The following is a 20571-nucleotide window of genomic DNA, read 5'->3' as shown; positions in this document are numbered from 1 at the left end:
CCTTTGTTAGAGGTATTTTATTATTCTGTTTTCGTTTCGTTCCAATTATCAATTATGCTTAGAATGATATGTAAGTTGTTTACACATTCATATAGCAATTGATAACCTTGTAATACTGTTGGTAAACTAGTATTAATATTGAGTAGGGTAAAGGCCTTATCAATTTCGCTGCTTGGTAAATGTGCGTCGCCATGTCGCAATTCATAAACACCTACCAGAGGGCTTGTTATTTTCCTTGCTGTTTCTGTTGGAATTTTTAAAGCTAAAAGTTTTTCAACAGTTTTAATTGAACCCCATTTTGTCCCCTTGGGTGGAATTGCAATTTTTTGTAGTGATTCTGTGTCAATGTCATCAGCAATTATTCTTGCAACGTCTTTAGCTAAAGCGAATAATCCTTTTTCGTCAACTGCTCTAAATCTATGGATTGAATTAATTATCTCTTTAACTGATTGATGCCCTCTGAAAAACTGAACATTGAGGTTTGTTTTTGCTGCTTCATTTATTTCTTCAAGTACTCTTTCAAGGAATGCCTCCGGTGCTTTTGTTGATGCTGGTTCGGCTTTGACTTGTGAGGCATGTAACTCTTTTGATATGCCACCTTCGGGAGCAATATTGTAACCTGACCAGATTTGTTGTTGCCACAATGGCAATTTGCCAATATCCTTTGCATACACAGTAATTAGGCCTAGGTCATTGACACCAAAGTGAATTCCCCATGCAGGAGAGCATGAAATCTTTCCTGTATCTTGTGTATACCATACTAAAGAACTACCACGCATGGATAGCATGTTTGAAACTAATTCAGGTTTAAACCAAAGCCATTTGCCGCCTTTAGTTAGTTCTTTCCCACTTTCTTTATTTCCAGTCGCATCAACAATATAATAGATATCAATATTTTCTTTTTGACCCAATGTGATCGGGCTAAAGTTAGCTGGTTCAATCCACTCATATTTCCAGAGTTCAGCCATTATTCTGTACAATTTCTTGCCGCTAAAACTTCTCTCGTAGAATTCAGAAGTTACATTATCGTTTGTTGGAAAAGATGTCATGTCTGGTACATCTTCATCCTGGTCAACGTCAGTCCGGCTTACGTGTGAAACTGCAATTTTTTCACCAAAAGCATGACCGCCCTCATGTATCTCTAACACTCTACACTCCCAAAAATCTTTTCCATCTTGAGTTTCCTTAGATTCTTCGCGCCATGAAAGAATGTCCTTATTATCAAATATTTTATCTCTACTAAAAAAAGATGTTACATATAAGCCACAGTCTCTAGCTTTCAAGTAGTCTTTTAAAAATTGATTTTTGATCTCAAGGAGTATTGGAGCACTTTCTTCATCCCGTTCAAGTCTTGCTACTTCCACATAGCCCTGTCTTGGACACAGCCAAATATCACCTTCTCGCTTTAAACCTAAATTAATAACTAAATCCTGATGTAAATGCCATTCATTTTTATCAACTGTATTATCAAACGTTTGATCTAAAACTAAAATTGTTCCTTGAAAGTGTTCACACTCATATATATCCGAGTGTGAATGCTTTCCATATAAAAAGTTGAGTCCTTGTGGATGGCTTGATCCAACATCACTCCAATCTAGTATATTTGCTTCGTCTTTTTTGTTAACGGGAATCATTACGGAACCACTACCGAGATATTCTTCCTGATAATCTATTAGTCCATAATTTATATTGTTTTGTATTGATTTTTGAGAACGTAAAGGTACCCAAACTGAATTGTTCAGTTTGCGTTTCTTTAAATCTTGCATTTCAAACCAGGATTGATTCATTTTCGTTTTATAAAATTTTAGTGAATACCATAACTATTAACCCCATTATAAAATCAACGATATACAACGTTGTAGTGTTGTGTAAAAAAAGATTCCTCTCAGCATCTTTCTTTACTGTTATTAATTACAATCTTAGCGACAGTTATTGTTGTTTTTGAATTAGTTGCATAATTTCTTGAGAATAAACTGGATTACTTTTTTTACCATTTTTTATGTTTTCAAAGTGGATATGTCTTATTTTTTCGGCATTTTCTAAATCATTCCTTTCAGGTCTTTTAAGTTGTGATTTTAATTCCTCATACACAGTGTAAACGTTTTCTTCTAAACTTTTTATGTTTCTCGTTTTTGCTAAATAATGAATGAAATCAATTATTGAATAGCCGATTGACATAGATTTGAAATTCGCCGAATGAATACTAGAGTCATATACAATTGTTTCTCCAACTTCAATAGCGGATTTTCCCACTTCAAAAAATTGTTGCTTTGTTGTTTTTGAACTTAACTCAGAAAAGTATAAAGTGATAATATTTTCTGTAGTTGCGATCATACTTGACGGTAAACCACTTCTTGTTTCTGAAACTACACGATTTAAAAAATCTAAAATTGAAATTAGAATTCTTGGATTGCTTTGGTTTTTGAACATTAGTAACTTCAGTAGAATTTCATTTCTATCCATTCTCACCTCTTTGTAGTATTCATATTGAATTTTTGAAATCTCGACTAAAATTATAGATGTTGTAGTGGCCTCTATTATATCCTCTTGGGTAACTGTTTTAACAGTTTTGCCACTAATGTTTTTGAGTGAATTTTCTCTTTGGATTTTAATGGCTGCGTAATGTTGTTTTCTGTACTTCTTTATTAGATTTGGAGAAAGTTTTTTACTCAGAGTATTAGTTATTGTAGCTAGGTTGTGACAGTGGAAACAAAGCAAAGCTAAATTCTCTATAACATTATTTGAATTATTGCCATCAATATGATGAATATGGTCACCTTTATTGTTGTCAATACAACACTTCATGTCAGACAAAAACATTACTTCTGTTTCTATCGCTATTGGAATTTTCTTTCGTGTCATTGTTGTTTATAATTGTCTTTATCTACTATCAAAGATATAGAACATACTCAAATAATGCGAAATAAAAGAGATACCTCTCAGCCTCTTTCATCAATTTATTTTAACTGCATTTCTATTTTTAAATACGGATTAAGATTCCGCGTTTATGGGTTCATTCATCAACATCATCAAAAATACTGCGTTCTATTTCTTCCAATTCTTCGCTATCTCCACTCAAATTTTCCGATTCATAAACTTCATCCTCGCCTTTATTCTCTTCAATCCATTCCTCTATTTCCATGAGTTCATTTGCGACATCCTCTAAAATTGAAGTGTCATCAGAAAATTCGTTTTCAATGGCTTCCAAATTTTCCTTAAGTGATGACATGTGGTATCGCGCATCTTCGTCTGTAGTGTAGGAGGATTTCCAAGTTTCTTTGAGTTCCGAAATTCTAGGAATAAGTTCCACTTTTATTCTGTTTCGCAGGGCAGTATACTCTTCATCAAAAAACATTTCTCTGAGTTCATCATAACTTAGAGCATATAGATGTTGTCCTGATACAGCGTACTCCGATACTTTCGAAATAAATGCCAGACGTTTGTCTTCAGGCAATAAACCTTTTGAATGAAGCGTTATTGCCAGCGCTACTTCGGGAGAGTTATCCAAATATTGGCTGGGATTGGTTACTTCTTCCAAGATTTTCGGATTTTCCTCAACATACATCTTTAAAAATTTTTCAGAACATCTCCTAGCCAAGAAATTGAATAATTTTCGTTTCGCGCCCCAGGTAGACATAAATTCAACTTTATATCTCTTGGTCTTCTTGTATCGCTTCAGTTTTTCTAAAATGAGTATATACATTTGTCCTGGGACAATTATTGCGTTTCTAACTCCCATATCACCACAAGTGATTTTATCTAGCAATTGGTCAGTTGAGCTACCATGTAAAAATATTTCAATCTTATCTGGAGATTCAACTATGTACTTAGCAAAAGCATCTCCAATTGTTGGATGCTTAAATTTCCAAATTGACTCATCTTCAATCGTCAAAAATTGCACCATGTTACCTTTCATGCCTTCAAGAGCGTTAATACATCCGCTTAGATTACTTCCGAGTCTCTGGATTGCACCTTCTTCAATTTCGTTAAGATTAACTGGTGATTGAAGTTTATCTCCACTCATATAGATCAAGGCCAGAGCAGCCTGATGATTGTGATCCAATTCACTTATCAATTCAAGCAAGAAACTTTCCTGTCGAACTATAAAATTGTCCAAATAATATTCTGAAAGGTGCAAATTTTTTGTAAAAAATGGATCAGCTAGTCGCCTTGCCATCTCGGGAATAAATCTCTCGTGTTTTGCCACAAATTCAAGGTGTGGTTTGATCTCACTTTTAAATGCTGCAGTTTGTTTACCCATCTTGAGGTGATTGTAGAGAATCTGACGCTTTTCCTGTAACGTCAATTTATGAACATCTATAACCACCTGGCTTTCGTGCAACAATGGGAATGCACCTTTTTTTAATTCCTTTCTTGCTTCGCTAAAAATATAATCTCTTGACGTCATGACAATTTTTGCACCCTGACTCAACATTGTTACTATTTTGGGCATTGCCTGATTCCAGCGGCTTGTTAGTGTAGATTCATGTTGCGTGACACCAAAAGCGTCATCAATCCAAAAAAATTGCTGTGGATTTTCTGGATTCCAATGATGAACAACCTGTTCCGCAGTTTCTAATTTCATTGTTGGTGCCTTCCATTGATCTAAAGAACCAACTGCAAGTAATGACGCAACCGTAGTTTTGCCAGCGGCCGGTTCACCAATCAGCAAAACAAAGCCATGCTTTTCTATTGCATCCGCAGCGTTCTTAAACGAAGAAGTAATTACAACCTTTGAGAGCTCATCTTTAAGATATTCTAAAAGCGCTGCGCCCTGCTCGTATGCACGACCATCAAGTATTTCACTTAAATCTCCTAGTCCATATACACGCGGCACCAATCGCCGTAAATGTGGATTTTCCCGAATTTGACTATTTATCCATGTTGAACCAAAAATCATGATATACTTCACACCAACCGCCTTTAAGGCTGTCTGAATTCTTGCAGCCATTGGACCGGATACGCCTGCGTTGGTCATAAGAATATAAATGTCACATAGTCCAGTTTTAACAAGACGCTCTGCCTTCTGAATTTCATCGGCAATATCTCCAAATTTCAAATTTTCATTTCGGCGTGTTTTAAATTTGCATTGAATCACAAATTCACCTTCGAGAACATCTTTGTCACTGTTTCTCCATTTTCCAGAAAATGACCCATCACGACCTCCATCAGCAGATTCCAAAAAAGTCATGGTAGTTTGACCAAGAATTTCACGTGCAATAGAGTTACATAATTCCTGAAAACTAAACCAGCCTAAACGATGCAAATCATACATAAATTTACTTTTAACTATAGTTACTTCCGTCGATCTCTAATTTCTTTAGTGAACTTTTCTAGTACGGTAATATCACCTAGAAATTCTGTCGAATCGGGCAATTCTTCAATAAGTGTTCCAGCACTATCATGCCCTAAAAAATAAGTAGAGCATTTGCGCATATTTTCATCTACTTTATTATAATCTTCAACTGTCAAATCGACAATTTTTGACAAACGTTGAGTTTGGATTTCACGACCAAATCTCTGTACAGTGCTATTTAAAAAAACCTCCTCTACAAACCTTTCCCAAGTTTCACGAAGCATGCCATATAAAGGCTTAATACGTACTTTATAAATCTCTTCAGTTTCCGTTCTCTCAACTTTTTCAATTATTTGATATTCATTTTTGAGAATGCCTATCCTTTTATTTACAGGCAAAGCATCCCAAGGTGGATTTGAAGCTATAATTCCAGTCTCTTGTTTTTTTCTGGTAAGGCTTTTAATATCTAAGTCGCAGTTTAATATTTCTGCTTGTTCCTGAAGCATTAAAAGAAAAGTAATGTCATGTGTAAATACAATAACCTGTCTTACCATAGATTCCTCGACAATACGTTTGGCTATTTTATTTCGCCATTTATGGTCAAGGGAAGAAACAGGATCATCAAAAACTATTGCACTTTTATGCTCTGATAAAGATAGCTCAGATAAAAATGTTGACAAGGCAATACATCGATGTTCTCCTTCACTTAAGATATCCTTCAAAGCAACATTATGAGCATTGGGTTCATTAAGTTTTAAGAAGTGGTACTGTTTACCTCTTACTCCCTTTGTTTCGGTTTCAATCTGGACGTTTTTAAAACCTAACTTTGTAAGTTCAGCTTGAAAATTATCTCTTAAATTTTGAGTGACATAGGTTGAGGTTAATTGATTGCTTGCAATTGTAACTGTTCTTGTATTGCATTGAGCGACACACTGGTTAAGCAGGTGAATTTTCTTCTGTAGAAAAATTTCGCGTGCTAGTTTAGGCTTACAATCAAATAATTTCTTTTGGTTGACTAATTCAAGCATTTCGCTTTCCAACGGTTTTAATTCATCAGCAATGGATTTAGTCCCTAATACATCATTTTCTGCTTGTAATTTAGTAATGACAGAATCAATTAGATCTTTCGAATTAATCGTTATTGCTGGTACAATCAAATTCTCAAGCGGTGCTTTGTCAGACAAGATTTTTAACAATAAGGTTTGTTGCTGAACCAAGTTGTCTAAATATGACGCTTGACCTGCCCTGTAATCTGGCGACAACATTTCGAGCTCAATTATAGTTGGTTCATAGTCATCTAAAATAAAATTTAAAGCATTCAATTGATTAGTTAGATCCTTATGTTGTTCGGAGGCTATATCATGTTGCTGTTGGGTATCATGTTTAACAAATTCTTCAAAATCTGTGAAACGTTTTTTTGCATCGTCACTCAAATGTTGTAAACATAGTGGACAGTCAGCTTCTTCGCTTGTATCTGGAAATAAATTTGCCTCTTTGCTTTCATTGTAAAATTTTCGTGCACTTTCCCACAGTTGCTTCCATGAATTTTCACCAACACCTTTTATTGGAAGTCCAGCAAAAATTGTTTCAGAAGAAGCCTTTAGGGTATCAAATGTGGTCGAGAAATCATTAGAAACTTTTTTTATATTTTCTAATGCCTCACTACTGATAAGCACATTTTCAATAGTCTGAAATTTGTTTCTTAAAATCTTAAAACGACTGATTTTTTCAATATTTGTCAGTAGATTTTTTTGCGGATCTGTAGCTTTTAAAATGGGAATAATCTTGTTCAGCTCTGTAACCCTATCTTCGTTTGTTTGATTCCATTTAGCTTGATCTCTTAATTGGTCAAGGTTGGTGTTATGATTTAAGCTTTGGAGAAACGATTTTGCCGCAGTTCCTTCATCGACCAGTAATAGTGAAATATCAAGTTTGGATGAATTAAGTACTTGAATTTCTGCTAATAATTCCGTTTCAATTTGCCTCAGCACTACTGCAATTTTTTCTATAAATGATAACCCTTGTGGAATAAATGCAATTTCATCTTCGCCATCGATATAGTGATTTGCACTGAAAGAATCAAACACATCTACACCTTTCAATTTTGTATCATTGATAGATGAATTTATTAATGAAACAGAATTAAAAGTAGTGCCGTCCGTGGTGTACTCAACATCTGCTTTTTTATCCATCCCACGGCTTGTTGCATCATACAGATTATCATTAATAATAGGTTTTTGCCCTCTTGTATTACATGTATGTTTTAGTACAGTTACAAAGCTTGATTTACCTGCTCCGTTATCACCATAAACGGCGGTTAATCCAGTTGACGCAAATTCTAGTTCACTTGATTTAGAAAGTGCATTTATATTATCAATGTTATGGATTTTTGAAAGTACTATGTTTGCACTACTTGAAGCATGGGTAGCAAAATCTCTGAGTGCATCAAAATCAATGGGAATAAAAGTTATCTTAGACAATCCTGCTTCAAATTTACAAATCTGCTTTAAATCTGATATATCAGATGCTGTTAAGTCATTATTTCTTATTAATCTATCAATAGCTACTTGCCAAAACTGTGGTTTATTTTCTACCCAATCAATGATATCGGTTAATATTGCCATAAGGTTTATATTGTTAAAATGAATACGAAGATAGTTTATTAAAAACACGTGCTCAATACTTTCAATAAAAAAAGATGCAATTTAGACTGCCCCCAAAAAGTTAGACACTTATTGGGGGCATTTTTATGAGTAGAAAAATCAAGTATGACATTGACTTCAAGAAGTCAATCGTTGAGAAAGTTATTAATGGAAAATCTGGTTGTAAGTCAATAGCGATTGAGTTTTCCTTGCAACATGGTATGGTTAGGCGTTGGGTTTCTTTTTACCACAAGTATGGTATTGAAGGACTTAAACCAATAAAAAACAGCTATTCTGCTGAGTTTAAACTAAAGGCTATTAATGAGATGAGAAATAAATACTTATCTTTATCTGAAACCTGTATCCTTTTTAAAATTCCTAGTATTGGTTCTTTGATGAAATGGATAGCGATTTATGATAGTGAGGGTTCAGCAGGTTTAGCATTAGAAAGAAGAGGAAAACATAAAGCTATGCCTAAAAAATCTAAAAAAGCCTTAACCCGAGAGGAAGAACTACTGGAAGAGTTAGCCGATTTAAAGGCAGAGAATGCCTATCTAAAAAAGCTTCATGCCTTAGTTCAATCAGAAAAAGAGAAAGAAGAAAAACGCAAATCATCCAAGAACTAAGGCAACAGCATGGATTAGCCACGCTACTCAAACATGCTGGGATGGCCAGAAGTACTTTCTATTACCATCGAAAAGAGCTAGGTAAAGAAGATAAGTATAAATCTGCTAAAGAGGAAATTAAACTTATATATCATCAGCACAAAGGTCGCTTCGGATATAGAAGAATATTGTTAGAAGTTAAGAAAAGAGGATATGTAATCAATCACAAAACGGTTTACAAACTTATGAAGGAGCAAGGCCTAAAGAGCCTGATTAGAGGCAAAAAGTATGTCTCTTATAAAGGGGAACTAGGTAAAATAGCGCCAAACTTACTTCAGAGAAACTTCAAAGCAGCACAGCCTAATGAAAAGTGGGCTACTGACATAACCGAGTTCCGGGTTAAAGAAAAGAAACTTTATCTATCGCCGGTTATTGATTTGTTTAATGGAGAGATTATTAGTTATACAACTTCGGAGAGCCCAAATATCAAACAGGTTATAGATATGCTAAAAAAATGTAAGCGTAATAAAAGTGATAAAACATTGATATTGCACTCAGATCAAGGTTGGCAATACCAAATGAAAGCATATCAATTTATGCTTAAACGAAAAAACATAAGTGCTAGTATGTCCAGAAAAGGAAACTGCCTAGATAATGCAATTATAGAGAACTTCTTTGGAACGCTAAAATCTGAACTGTTTTATCTTAAAAAGTATGATTCTATAGCAGAATTAAATAAAGATATTATAGAGTATATAAAATACTATAACAACGATAGAATAAGGCTTAACTTAAATGGAATGAGCCCGATACAATACCGAGCTCATTCAAAAAATCTTAATTAATTTTTAACCGTCCAACTTTTGGGGTTAAGTCCAATTTATGCATCTTTACATTAGTGGTATTTAAAGTGTTTCTTTGATCAAAATCTTTTAATGAGCAGTCACAAAATTTTTCATCCATTGTTGCAAACGGCTGTTACTTGCAGTAATTTTATTCTGCTTGATGTATTAATATATTTCGTATTTCATTATAAATTTTATGTGGACAATCTAATCTTTTAAAATGGTCCATTTCCATATATTCTGATTCTGATTTCTCAATTTTGTTTCTCAATTCATCAATTTTTATTCTACCGACAAATGTTTTTAAATTTTCCCAAGACTCTTTTGGCCATAAAGAATCAGAATCAACTTCCCACTTTGACCATTTAGCTAATATTTTTGCAACATTAAATACAGCTAGTTCTTTTCCGGTTAAATTATATTCTATTCCATTCACTATTCCTGTAAATTCATTGGAAATCTTTTCAGCGATTTCCCAACTAAATTCCTCTTTTCGCTTACCGACATGGAACAAATAATCTTTATATTTATCTATTAGTTTTGCCATTTGTTCATATTCTGATTGGTTTAAAACGTTGCTTGATGAATATTTAATTGTTAAAATAACAGACTGTATTTGTAACGGGTTTTCACCAACCATCTGACCGAATTCACCAAAAATTAGATTATTATAAAGATCAAGATTCAGCGTATTGTATACTAAGTCAAGAATGCTAAACAATCTGACATCTCGAGTTTCCGCCGTGTTTAAGTCAGTAAGGCTTAATTGAGGGTAATGTTTTTTACTTATTGAATTGTTTCTTATTAAATCTTGAATTATATCTGTCCAAAACAGGATCATAATTGGAAATTTATTTTCGTTTGCTCTTTCGTGTGATAAAAATCTCACTTCTCGTTGAATATTAACATCAGTATTTGTAGTAACTGCGATATAAAACATTTCAATTTTTGGTGTGAACGTTTCGGCTTTTCTTATTTCATCTTTAATTAAGGATAATGATAATTCAGATTCATAATTTTTACATTGAACACCAATATTTTTAAAGATATGGTTCGCACCGTAAATATCCACTCCGCATTGAGCTTGTCCTTGTCGACCGTGCATCTGTAAATCTGGATTTTCCCATTTAATTTTACATGCATCTAAAGTGATTTCTTCAAATTCTTCCCAAGATTTCGGTGGTGGAATTTTCATTGAACTTAATGTTGGCATAATTAGGTTGGTTATTATTGCAGGTAACTACTTGATAAGCGAAGTTATAAATTTTCACATATTAAATGCATGATTATTCTAAGAATTAAAACTCTTCAAGTTTTATTATTCTTACATTTTCAACTGTCATTACTATGATATTTCTTGCGAAAAGCTTTGTAGGTTATATGAAGGAAGATGCCAATAATGTTGGCTATAAGTAAAAAGAACAAGTCATACCATTTTATGATTGTAGTCTATTTGGAAATGATTCCAAAGTACTAAATCAAGTTTATTTATTGTATGCAATTTGTCAGGTTTAACCTGACTAAATTGATATAAAACGTAATTAATGGTTGTAGAAAGAATTTTTGATCTATGCACATTGATTTTAAAAAATCTACACTTAAGCTTACTGAATTTATAATTTTTTATTTGGTACGATTTCTCCAACTATCATTTTTGAAATAGTTTCTTTTGTGCTCGTAGATTTTACTACGAATATAAGCACCAATTATTATAACTGGTATTGCTAGCAGAATTTCATACCATTTCATATTTTGATTATTAGAAGTGCTCAAAATATAAAATGATATTTCAAAAAAGTATGCAATATGGGAAAATCGTTATGCCATTTTGGAATAAAAAAAGATGCCTCTCTAGACTGCCCCCAAAAAGTTAGACACTTATTGGGGGCATTTTTATGAGTAGAAAAATCAAGTATGACATTGACTTCAAGAAGTCAATCGTTGAGAAAGTTATTAATGGAAAATCTGGTTGTAAGTCAATAGCGATTGAGTTTTCCTTGCAACATGGTATGGTTAGGCGTTGGGTTTCTTTTTACCACAAGTATGGTATTGAAGGACTTAAACCAATAAAAAACAGCTATTCTGCTGAGTTTAAACTAAAGGCTATTAATGAGATGAGAAATAAATACTTATCTTTATCTGAAACCTGTATCCTTTTTAAAATTCCTAGTATTGGTTCTTTGATGAAATGGATAGCGATTTATGATAGTGAGGGTTCAGCAGGTTTAGCATTAGAAAGAAGAGGAAAACATAAAGCTATGCCTAAAAAATCTAAAAAAGCCTTAACCCGAGAGGAAGAACTACTGGAAGAGTTAGCCGATTTAAAGGCAGAGAATGCCTATCTAAAAAAGCTTCATGCCTTAGTTCAATCAGAAAAAGAGAAAGAAGAAAAACGCAAATCATCCAAGAACTAAGGCAACAGCATGGATTAGCCACGCTACTCAAACATGCTGGGATGGCCAGAAGTACTTTCTATTACCATCGAAAAGAGCTAGGTAAAGAAGATAAGTATAAATCTGCTAAAGAGGAAATTAAACTTATATATCATCAGCACAAAGGTCGCTTCGGATATAGAAGAATATTGTTAGAAGTTAAGAAAAGAGGATATGTAATCAATCACAAAACGGTTTACAAACTTATGAAGGAGCAAGGCCTAAAGAGCCTGATTAGAGGCAAAAAGTATGTCTCTTATAAAGGGGAACTAGGTAAAATAGCGCCAAACTTACTTCAGAGAAACTTCAAAGCAGCACAGCCTAATGAAAAGTGGGCTACTGACATAACCGAGTTCCGGGTTAAAGAAAAGAAACTTTATCTATCGCCGGTTATTGATTTGTTTAATGGAGAGATTATTAGTTATACAACTTCGGAGAGCCCAAATATCAAACAGGTTATAGATATGCTAAAAAAATGTAAGCGTAATAAAAGTGATAAAACATTGATATTGCACTCAGATCAAGGTTGGCAATACCAAATGAAAGCATATCAATTTATGCTTAAACGAAAAAACATAAGTGCTAGTATGTCCAGAAAAGGAAACTGCCTAGATAATGCAATTATAGAGAACTTCTTTGGAACGCTAAAATCTGAACTGTTTTATCTTAAAAAGTATGATTCTATAGCAGAATTAAATAAAGATATTATAGAGTATATAAAATACTATAACAACGATAGAATAAGGCTTAACTTAAATGGAATGAGCCCGATACAATACCGAGCTCATTCAAAAAATCTTAATTAATTTTTAACCGTCCAACTTTTGGGGTTAAGTCCATCTCAGCATCTTCTTCATAGTGATATTTATAGTGGTTTCTCTGGCCAAAAATCTTTTGAGGAACAATTAAGAACTTTAGCAATCTCATTTAGATGGACAATATTGTACTTTGCTTTTTTGGAAGGAGCCTCAATTTGAGAAATGAACGTTATGTTTTTGCCGAGAGATAGAGATAATTGTTCTTGAGTGATACCCTTAGATTCTCTAATTTCTCTAACCTTTCCGATAATATATCGCTCTATATTTTCCAATGAATCATGCATAGTCAAATTGAGAGAAAAAACAATCAATTCGTTATGTACTATAGTACATATTTAAAATTATTTTTTATATTTGTAATTCAATTACGTTGCATAATGTAATTTTGCGATTCTTCAAATGACATTATTGAAGCATTCGCTTTGAATCTCGCACTGGAAAACTGGTAATTTTTAAGAAACGAGATGATAGGTAAGATGCTCACGTCGATACTGGCGTGGGCTCACTTATTGTTTCTAGGTATACCAGTACCTCCAGTGCAGTAAGCTGAGTTCCGCGCCTTTTTTATGCGCTAAACTTTCCTTCACGATTCACTTTATTTCATTGCTATTCCGAATATCCCTGCGTGGGCTTCGGTATAGTTAAGTTAGTTGGGTTAGTTAAGTTACTATACCCCGCGCAGGTTTTTTTAAAACATTTATGAATCAGTAAACCCTAAAGCCTATGGTATAACACACTAAACTAAACTTCATAAAAAAAAGGCCCTCTGCATCTTCTTGGCGGTTGAACAGAGGACCGGTAGACAAACAAAACTAAAGTTTCATTTAACCAAATCAATATTATGAATAAAAATTCATTGTACAAGGCACGAGTGCCTTTATTGTACGTACTATTTATAAGCCTGTTTTATTGCAACGCTGTATTTGCCCAAAAAACAGACCTAGTCATAAAGTCGAATGTCGAAAGTCTTAAAGTTAACGGTGTCGTTAGCGATGCTAATGGTGCTCTCCCAGGTGTAACCATTACCAGTAACGGAACGTTGACAAGTACTATAACAGACAATGCAGGAAAGTTTACTCTAACTACTAGTTCTGATGCCATATTAACCTTTACTTATATTGGTTATGCAGCAGTCACAGTCGCAGTTGACAGTCGCAGCGTGATTAACATCACTATGACTGAAGATGCCACTACCTTAAAGGAAGTTACTGTGAACGCGGGCTACTACACCGTAAAAGACAAAGAACGCACCGGAAGCATTTCTAAAATTACCTCCAAAGACATTGAAAAGCAACCTGTGACTAATGTTCTTGCTGCTATGCAGGGACGCATGGCCGGAGTGGATATTACCCAAACAACGGGAATGCCCGGAGGTGGATTTGATATCAGAATTCGTGGATTGAACAGTTTGCGAACTGCAGGCAATGCCCCTATGTATATTGTTGATGGTGTTCCGTTTTCATCGGATGCCATTGGGTATGCGCAAACTTCAACCAATACGCCTACACCGACAAGCCCGCTCAACACGATAAACCCAAGTGATATTGAAAGTATAGAAGTCCTAAAAGACGCTGATGCCACAGCTATTTATGGTTCGCGTGGTGCCAATGGGGTAGTGCTTATTACCACTAAAAAAGGCAAGGCCGGTAAAACACAATTTACTGCCAGTGCCAGTACAGCCACAGGGCAAATAACCAAGACTGTTGATTTGCTTAGTACACCAGAATATATTGCCTTGCGGAAAAAAGCTTTTGCCAATGATGGGATAGTAAATTATCCTGGTGATGCTTATGATGTGAATGGAACCTGGGACCAAACCCGAAATACTGACTGGCAAAAGGAACTTACGGGCGGTACTGCCGAAATGACTACTGTGCAGGCATCGGTTTCGGGCGGATCTGCGCAGACTCACTTTTTAGTCAGTTGCAATTCGTTTAGCCAGACCAGTGTTTTTCCCGGAGATTTTGTATACAAGAAAAAAGGCGCGCATGTTAATTTAGACCATGAAAGTGAGGATAAACTATTTAAAATAACTTTTTCCGGAAGCTATGACATTCAGGATAACGACCAGCCAGCAAGGGATTTGACCCGCATATCAAGAAACCTTGCGCCAAACGCACCGGCGCTTTATGATGCCAATGGGAACCTGAATTGGGAAAACAGTACATGGGAAAATCCTTTAGCTGCTTTGAACGCTGAAGCACTTTATAAAACCAACAGCCTGGTTGCCAATAGTACCTTGTCGTATAAACTTCCGTATGGATTTACTGCCAAGGCGAATGTAGGGTTTACGAATTTATACCATCATGAAACACGAACTGACCCATCGACCATTTATGACCCTGTTTATGAAGCCGGTGCCGAATATTCGGCTATTTTCCTGACGACATCAAGAAGGGAATCCTGGATTATTGAGCCACAACTGCAGTGGCAACGTAAAGTAAGCCAAGGAAAGATTGATGTATTGGTAGGAGGTACTTTTCAAAACCAAGTAAGCAACCGCCTTGTACAATATGGTTCGGGGTTTACCAGTAACAGCTTACTTTATAACCTCGCTTCGGCTAGTATGAGCCAGACGTATTTTGATGATGAAACTATTTACCGTTACCAAGCCTTATTTGGACGGGTGAATTTTTCATGGAAGGACAAATACATAGTCAACCTAACCGGCCGTCGTGACGGGTCGAGCCGTTTTGGCCCGGGAAAACAGTTTGCGAATTTTGGTGCCGTTGGTGCGGCGTGGCTGTTTTCGGAAGAGAAAGCTGTAGCTGAACGTGCAAAGTTTTTGAGTTTTGGAAAGCTGCGCGCCAGTTATGGTATTACAGGAAACGACCAAATTGGCGATTACCAATATCTGGATACTTATCAATCATCGACTGGTGTATATGACGGAACTGTTGGATTGGCACCCATTCGTTTGTTTAATCCTAACTTTAGTTGGGAAAGCAACCGTAAAATTGAAGCGGCGGTTGAACTTGGGTTCTTTAAAGACCGTATATTTTTTACCGGAAGCTATTATCGCAACCGTTCGTCAAACCAACTTATTGGAATGCCATTGCCGGCAACAACCGGATTTACCTCTTTGCAGTCTAACCTTGCCGCGACTGTTCAAAACACTGGACTGGAATTGACCTTGCGAACCATAAACGTTCAAGGTGATTTTTTTGGCTGGACCACCAATTTCAACCTAACATTGCCTAAAAATAAATTGATTGCATTTCCGGGACTTGCTACCAGCACCTACCGAAACCAATATGTGATAGGGGAGTCGATAAATATTCAAAAGCTCTACCATTTTACCGGTGTTGACCCTACGACGGGCGTATACCAGTTTGAAGATGTGAATGGGGATGGGCTATTATCATTTGCCGACGATGCCCAGACGGTGAAGGATTTTAGCCCGGAATTTTACGGAGGTTTGCAAAACCAATTGCGCTATAAACGGTTTCAGCTTGAGTTTCTGATCCAGTTTGTTAAGCAATTGAATTGGAATGCGGCTTCGCAATTTCCTGTTCCGGGCGCATTTGCAAACCAGCCAACGTCGGTTTTGGGTGCCTGGCAGCAAGCCGGAGATCTATCGACAACACAGCTTTATACTAACGGATTAAACAGTGCAGCAACGAATGCGTACCAACGTTATAATGCTAGTGATGCTGCGGTTAGCGATGCCTCTTATATCCGATTAAAAAATATTTCTCTTACCTATACTATTCCAACCCATTTGAAGGGTTTAGAATGCAGGCTGAATGTGCAGGGACAAAACCTGCTACTAATTACGCCCTATAAAGATGGCGATCCTGAGTTTAGAAGTTTCAACTATCTACCGCCACTTCGAGTACTAAGTTTTGGAGCTGAATTAAAATTTTAAAACGATTATTATGAAAAACACACAATCTATATTTAGTAAATTGATGGCACCTGTACTATTGTCCCTGATTCTATTTTTGGGGGTTTCCTGCGATTCATTCGTAGATTTGCCACCACCAAATTCGCAACTTACCGGTGTAACGGTTTTTGCTGATAATACTACTGCAACCGCTGCCATGAAAGACATTTATGCCAAGATGCGTGACAGCGGAATTTTGAGCGGAAGATCATTGGCACTGTCGAACCTCATGGGGCAGTATACTGATGAACTGCAATGCTTTCAGACAGGAGTTACTACTGCAGAACCCTTTTATAACAATGCCCTAAATGCGGCTAATACACCAGTGCAGGATATGTGGGGCACGACCTATAATCATATCTATGCTGCAAATGCTGTTATTGCAGGAGTTAGTGCCTCGACAGGACTTAGTACCGCACAGAAAAACCAATTAACAGGTGAAGCTTTGTTTGTGCGCGCTTTGCTGCATTCCTACCTTGCAGGTGCTTTTGGGAGCTGCCCGTATATTACAACGACCGACTATTTACAAAACAGCGTTGTTCACCGACTACCTAAAGACCAGGTCTATTTGCAATGTATTACAGATTTACTGCAAGCTGAAACCCTGCTGACTCCTGCTTATGTTGGCGACAATCGCGTTAGACCAAACGTATTTGCAGTGAAAGCTTTATTAGCGAGATTATACCTCTATAATGGCCAGTGGGCTGAAGCAAGCAATGCGGCTTCGGCTGTTATCAATGAAACGGCAACCTATGTTTGGGAACCCGATTTGAACAAAGTTTTCCTGAAGGGATGTAAAACTACCATTTGGCAGTTTGCGGCTGGTGGGGGATTCGCCAATACACAGGAGGGTGCCTTGTTCATTTTTAATGCAGGACCGCCACCGACGGTTTCTTTGAGCCCTACCTTATATAATGCGTTTGAGCCAGGCGACCAAAGAAAAGTGAAATGGACCCGGACCATAACCAATGGAACAACTACCTGGTACCATGCCTACAAATATAAGCAAGGTGGTGGCACAACGGCTTCGACGGAATACTCGATAGTTTTAAGACTTGCTGAACAATACCTGATTAGAGCTGAAGCACGGGCACAGCAGGGAGATTTTATCAATGCGAAACAAGACCTGAACTTTATCCGCAGTTCGGCAGGACTTGGTGATACTGCGGCTGTAACCGGCACTGAAATTCTGGATGCCATATTACAGGAGCGAAGATTTGAGCTGTTCACGGAACAAGGCCACCGCTTTTTTGATTTGCAGCGGAACGGGAAATTAGATGCTGTTTTAACTCCTGTTAAGCCGGGATGGAATACTACGGATGGCTTGTGGCCGGTACCGCAATCGGAATTACTTATTAACCCAAATTTGCTTCCTCAAAATGCCGGCTATTAAAAGTAAAGTAGTTTTCATTATTTTTTTTGTGTTTGTTTCCTGCTCCGTAATGGGGCAGGTTTCACACAAAAAGAACCTTACGGAAGCTGATTACCACTTGTGGGGAACGCTTCAGATAAATACGGTATCGGCAAAGGGAGATTGGGTTAGTTATACCAACTCCTACGAAAATGGACTTGATACCTTATTTGTGCGAAACAGTACGGCAACCAAAACTTTTACTTTCCCTAAAGGAAGAGACGGAAGGTTTGCTAAGGACAATTGGTTTGCCTGTTTGCTGCCCGAAAAGAAATTGCTGTTGGCTGACCTGCGAACTAATAGACAGAGAGAACTACCGGATGTCGTTCAATATGCTTTTTCGAATGACGGCAGGGTGTTGGTAACTTTAAATGCGAAACAGCAATTAAACATTGGAAAACCTGACGGAAGTGCTACTGATGTTATTGAAAGTGTTACCGGTTTCTATCTTAACAACGGAGGTACAGCAATGGTCTATACTATTGCTAAAGAAAAGGGGTCATTGCATTATTGCCCTTTGGACGGTATTAACGAACATTTTAAAATGCTTGCCAACGAGGCGGGCTGTACTTTTGAAAGTGTACTTTGGGATGCAAAAGGGAATGCTTTTTCGTTTGTAAAAAGATATCCTGATGATAGTGATATCAGAAACGGCAGAAACCTAAATCTGTATCGCTTAAAGGAAGGTAACTATTTTTCATTTGATGCGAATAACTATGCTGAAATTAAAAAGCAAAGTACCCTAACTGATTTGTTTTGGAATCGTTTTTCTATTGCTGTTGATGGGAAGCGGGTTTTCTTTTATATGACCGATGAAGGAGAGGATAACTTTGACAATCCGATTGTACAGGTTTGGAATGGCAGTGCGCCGCGGACTTACAGGCAGGTTGAAGTTGAAGGAAGCTTTGAGAAGACTCCGAAATGTGTAGTATGGTTTCCCGATTCGGGAAAATTTAGACCATTAACAGACAGCCACCAGCCTAAAGTACTATTGAACGGAGATATGCGTTTTGCCCTATCCTACAATCCGGCGGGTAAAAGGCCACAGTTTACGATGCTGAGTAAAACCGATTGGTACATTTCGGATATTGAGAAAGGCGGGAAAAAGATATTTTTGGAAAACCACGTTTGCGATATGACTGAAATCATTCCGTCAGCAGGTGGAAAATACATTGCTTACAGAAGGGACAATGATTGGTGGGCATATGAAATTTCTACGGGCCGGCATTTCAATATGACTAAGCAGCTACCCTTTAGTGTAATAAATGATGCTTATGATTATTCCGGGCAGAAGCCTGCTTATGGTGTGGCGGGATGGACTGCAAATGACCAACAAGTACTACTTTACGATGAATTTGATTTGTGGTTGGTAGATCTGAATGGAATGAAGTGTAAAAGGCTCACTATGGGAAGGGAAAAGCAGATTGAATTCAGGCTTGCTTATGGATTGGGCGTGACTGAGAGAATTTCGAATTTTGACGGGTATGTAAGTCCGCTAATTGATTTAACGAAAGTCCTTTACTTAAAGGCAAAATCGAAAGTAACAAAGCAGATGGGTTACTATCGCTGGAACGGAAGAGAGGAGCCTGTTATCTTTGCGGACAAACTCATTAATCAATTTGGCTTTACCAAAGAAAGTAGCAATTTTTATTGCAGGGTGCAGGATTTTGATGAATCACCTTCCGTTGTATGTATCGGTAAAGCGGGTGCCCTTAAGACCGTAGCAAAAACAAATACCCAGCAATCTAATTATTATTGGAGTAAAGCCAGACCGATTGATTATCGCAATTCAAAAAATCAGTTACTGCAGGCCGTTTTGCATTATCCTGCCAACTATGACGAGTTGAAAAAATACCCGATGGTGGTTTATATTTATGAAAAGCGGAGTCAGTATATCCATGACTACATTAATCCGACTTTATACAATGGTGGTGGAATAAATATAACGAACCTTACGTCTCAGGGATATTTCGTTTTAGAGCCGGATATTGAGTATGAAATGGACAATGTGGGATTATATGCTACAGATTGCGTAGTCTCAGCTACTAAAGCAGTCATCAACATGGGAATGATACAGACTGACAGGATAGCTCTTCATGGACATTCTTTTGGTGGTTATGAAGCATCCTTTATTGCAACACAAACTACTATTTTTGCAACGGTGATTGTTGGTGCCAGTATAACTGATGCAGTAATGTGGTATAATTCTCTGGGCTGGAACTCGGGAAAGACAGAAGCGTGGCGTTTTGAAGATTACCAGTCGCGTATGAGTACCTCTTTTTATGAAAATAAGGATGCCTACCTTAAAAATTCCCCTATTATGTTTGCCGATAAAATAACAGCGCCGATGTTGATTTGGACAGGAGAAGCAGACCGGCATGTGCATTATTTTCAAAGTGTGCAGCTCTATAATGCGTTGCGCCGCCTTGGTAAAAAGGAAATTATGCTGATTTATCCGGAAAACCGGCACGTCTTAACGGTAGCAAAGCAGCAGGCGGATTTTACGCATAAATATGAGGAGTGGCTTTCGTATTATTTAAAAGGAACAGCACCTGCGGAATGGATGAAGAAAGAAGTAAATTGATTTCATATAAAAAGCAGTTCCTGATTAATTGGGAACTGCTTTTTTTAACAAC

General features: G+C 36.8%; 13 protein-coding genes. 7 read left to right on the top strand and 6 right to left on the bottom strand.

Annotation, left to right across the window (positions count from 1 at the left end; genetic code table 11):
- Positions 1-20 precede the first annotated feature (20 nt).
- The 4 genes from C8C84_RS15035 to C8C84_RS15020 all read right to left on the bottom strand — a co-directional run bounded on the left by C8C84_RS15035 (position 21) and on the right by C8C84_RS15020 (position 7920).
- Complete coding sequence (locus C8C84_RS15035; protein ID WP_121314423.1) at positions 21-1787, bottom strand: hypothetical protein; 1767 nt, start codon at positions 1785-1787, stop codon at positions 21-23.
- 142 nt (positions 1788-1929) lie between these two features.
- Entirely contained in the window at positions 1930-2862 is a 933-nt protein-coding gene (locus C8C84_RS15030; protein ID WP_121314422.1) for an HNH endonuclease signature motif containing protein, read from the bottom strand.
- 151 nt (positions 2863-3013) lie between these two features.
- Positions 3014-5275: a hypothetical protein gene (locus C8C84_RS15025; RefSeq protein ID WP_121314421.1), complete on the bottom strand. Its 2262-nt coding sequence runs from the start codon at positions 5273-5275 to the stop codon at positions 3014-3016.
- Positions 5276-5295: 20 nt separating this feature from the next.
- Positions 5296-7920 carry an AAA family ATPase gene (locus tag C8C84_RS15020; protein ID WP_121314420.1) on the bottom strand — a complete coding sequence of 875 codons (2625 nt, stop codon included), beginning with the start codon at positions 7918-7920 and terminating at the stop codon, positions 5296-5298.
- 125 nt (positions 7921-8045) lie between these two features.
- Between C8C84_RS15020 and C8C84_RS15015 the strand changes: the two genes are divergently transcribed.
- Both C8C84_RS15015 and C8C84_RS15010 read left to right on the top strand, forming a co-directional pair.
- A complete protein-coding gene (locus C8C84_RS15015) occupies positions 8046-8564 on the top strand; it encodes a helix-turn-helix domain-containing protein (protein ID WP_121312279.1) in 519 nt (172 codons plus the stop codon).
- Positions 8519-9388: an IS3 family transposase gene (locus tag C8C84_RS15010; protein ID WP_121312278.1), complete on the top strand. Its 870-nt coding sequence runs from the start codon at positions 8519-8521 to the stop codon at positions 9386-9388. Before C8C84_RS15015 ends, C8C84_RS15010 begins: the two co-directional genes overlap by 46 nt.
- 148 nt (positions 9389-9536) lie before the next feature.
- Here the strand turns inward: C8C84_RS15010 and C8C84_RS15005 are convergent, their stop codons facing one another.
- Positions 9537-10583 carry a hypothetical protein gene (locus tag C8C84_RS15005; RefSeq protein WP_147406875.1) on the bottom strand — a complete coding sequence of 349 codons (1047 nt, stop codon included), beginning with the start codon at positions 10581-10583 and terminating at the stop codon, positions 9537-9539.
- 700 nt (positions 10584-11283) lie between these two features.
- Here C8C84_RS15005 and C8C84_RS15000 point away from each other — a divergent pair.
- Entirely contained in the window at positions 11284-11802 is a 519-nt protein-coding gene (locus tag C8C84_RS15000; protein ID WP_121312279.1) for a helix-turn-helix domain-containing protein, read from the top strand.
- Entirely contained in the window at positions 11757-12626 is an 870-nt protein-coding gene (locus C8C84_RS14995) for an IS3 family transposase (RefSeq protein ID WP_121312278.1), read from the top strand. Before C8C84_RS15000 ends, C8C84_RS14995 begins: the two co-directional genes overlap by 46 nt.
- A gap of 59 nt (positions 12627-12685) precedes the next feature.
- On the opposite strand, the gene C8C84_RS14990 is transcribed toward C8C84_RS14995, so the two are convergent.
- A complete protein-coding gene (locus C8C84_RS14990) occupies positions 12686-12922 on the bottom strand; it encodes a helix-turn-helix domain-containing protein (protein WP_121314418.1) in 237 nt (78 codons plus the stop codon).
- Positions 12923-13479: 557 nt separating this feature from the next.
- On the opposite strand from C8C84_RS14990, the gene C8C84_RS14985 reads away from it, so the two are divergent.
- The 3 genes from C8C84_RS14985 to C8C84_RS14975 are packed head-to-tail and all read left to right on the top strand — an operon-like array spanning position 13480 to position 20519.
- Complete coding sequence (locus C8C84_RS14985) at positions 13480-16506, top strand: SusC/RagA family TonB-linked outer membrane protein (protein ID WP_121314417.1); 3027 nt, start codon at positions 13480-13482, stop codon at positions 16504-16506.
- Positions 16507-16516: 10 nt separating this feature from the next.
- Complete coding sequence (locus tag C8C84_RS14980) at positions 16517-17917, top strand: RagB/SusD family nutrient uptake outer membrane protein (RefSeq protein WP_121314416.1); 1401 nt, start codon at positions 16517-16519, stop codon at positions 17915-17917.
- Positions 17844-20519: a S9 family peptidase gene (locus tag C8C84_RS14975; RefSeq protein WP_121314415.1), complete on the top strand. Its 2676-nt coding sequence runs from the start codon at positions 17844-17846 to the stop codon at positions 20517-20519. Before C8C84_RS14980 ends, C8C84_RS14975 begins: the two co-directional genes overlap by 74 nt.
- Positions 20520-20571: the final 52 nt, after the last annotated feature.

The organism is Flavobacterium sp. 102 (assembly GCF_003634615.1).
GTDB lineage: Bacteria > Bacteroidota > Bacteroidia > Flavobacteriales > Flavobacteriaceae > Flavobacterium.
This window is presented reverse-complemented; position numbering and strand designations above follow the sequence as displayed.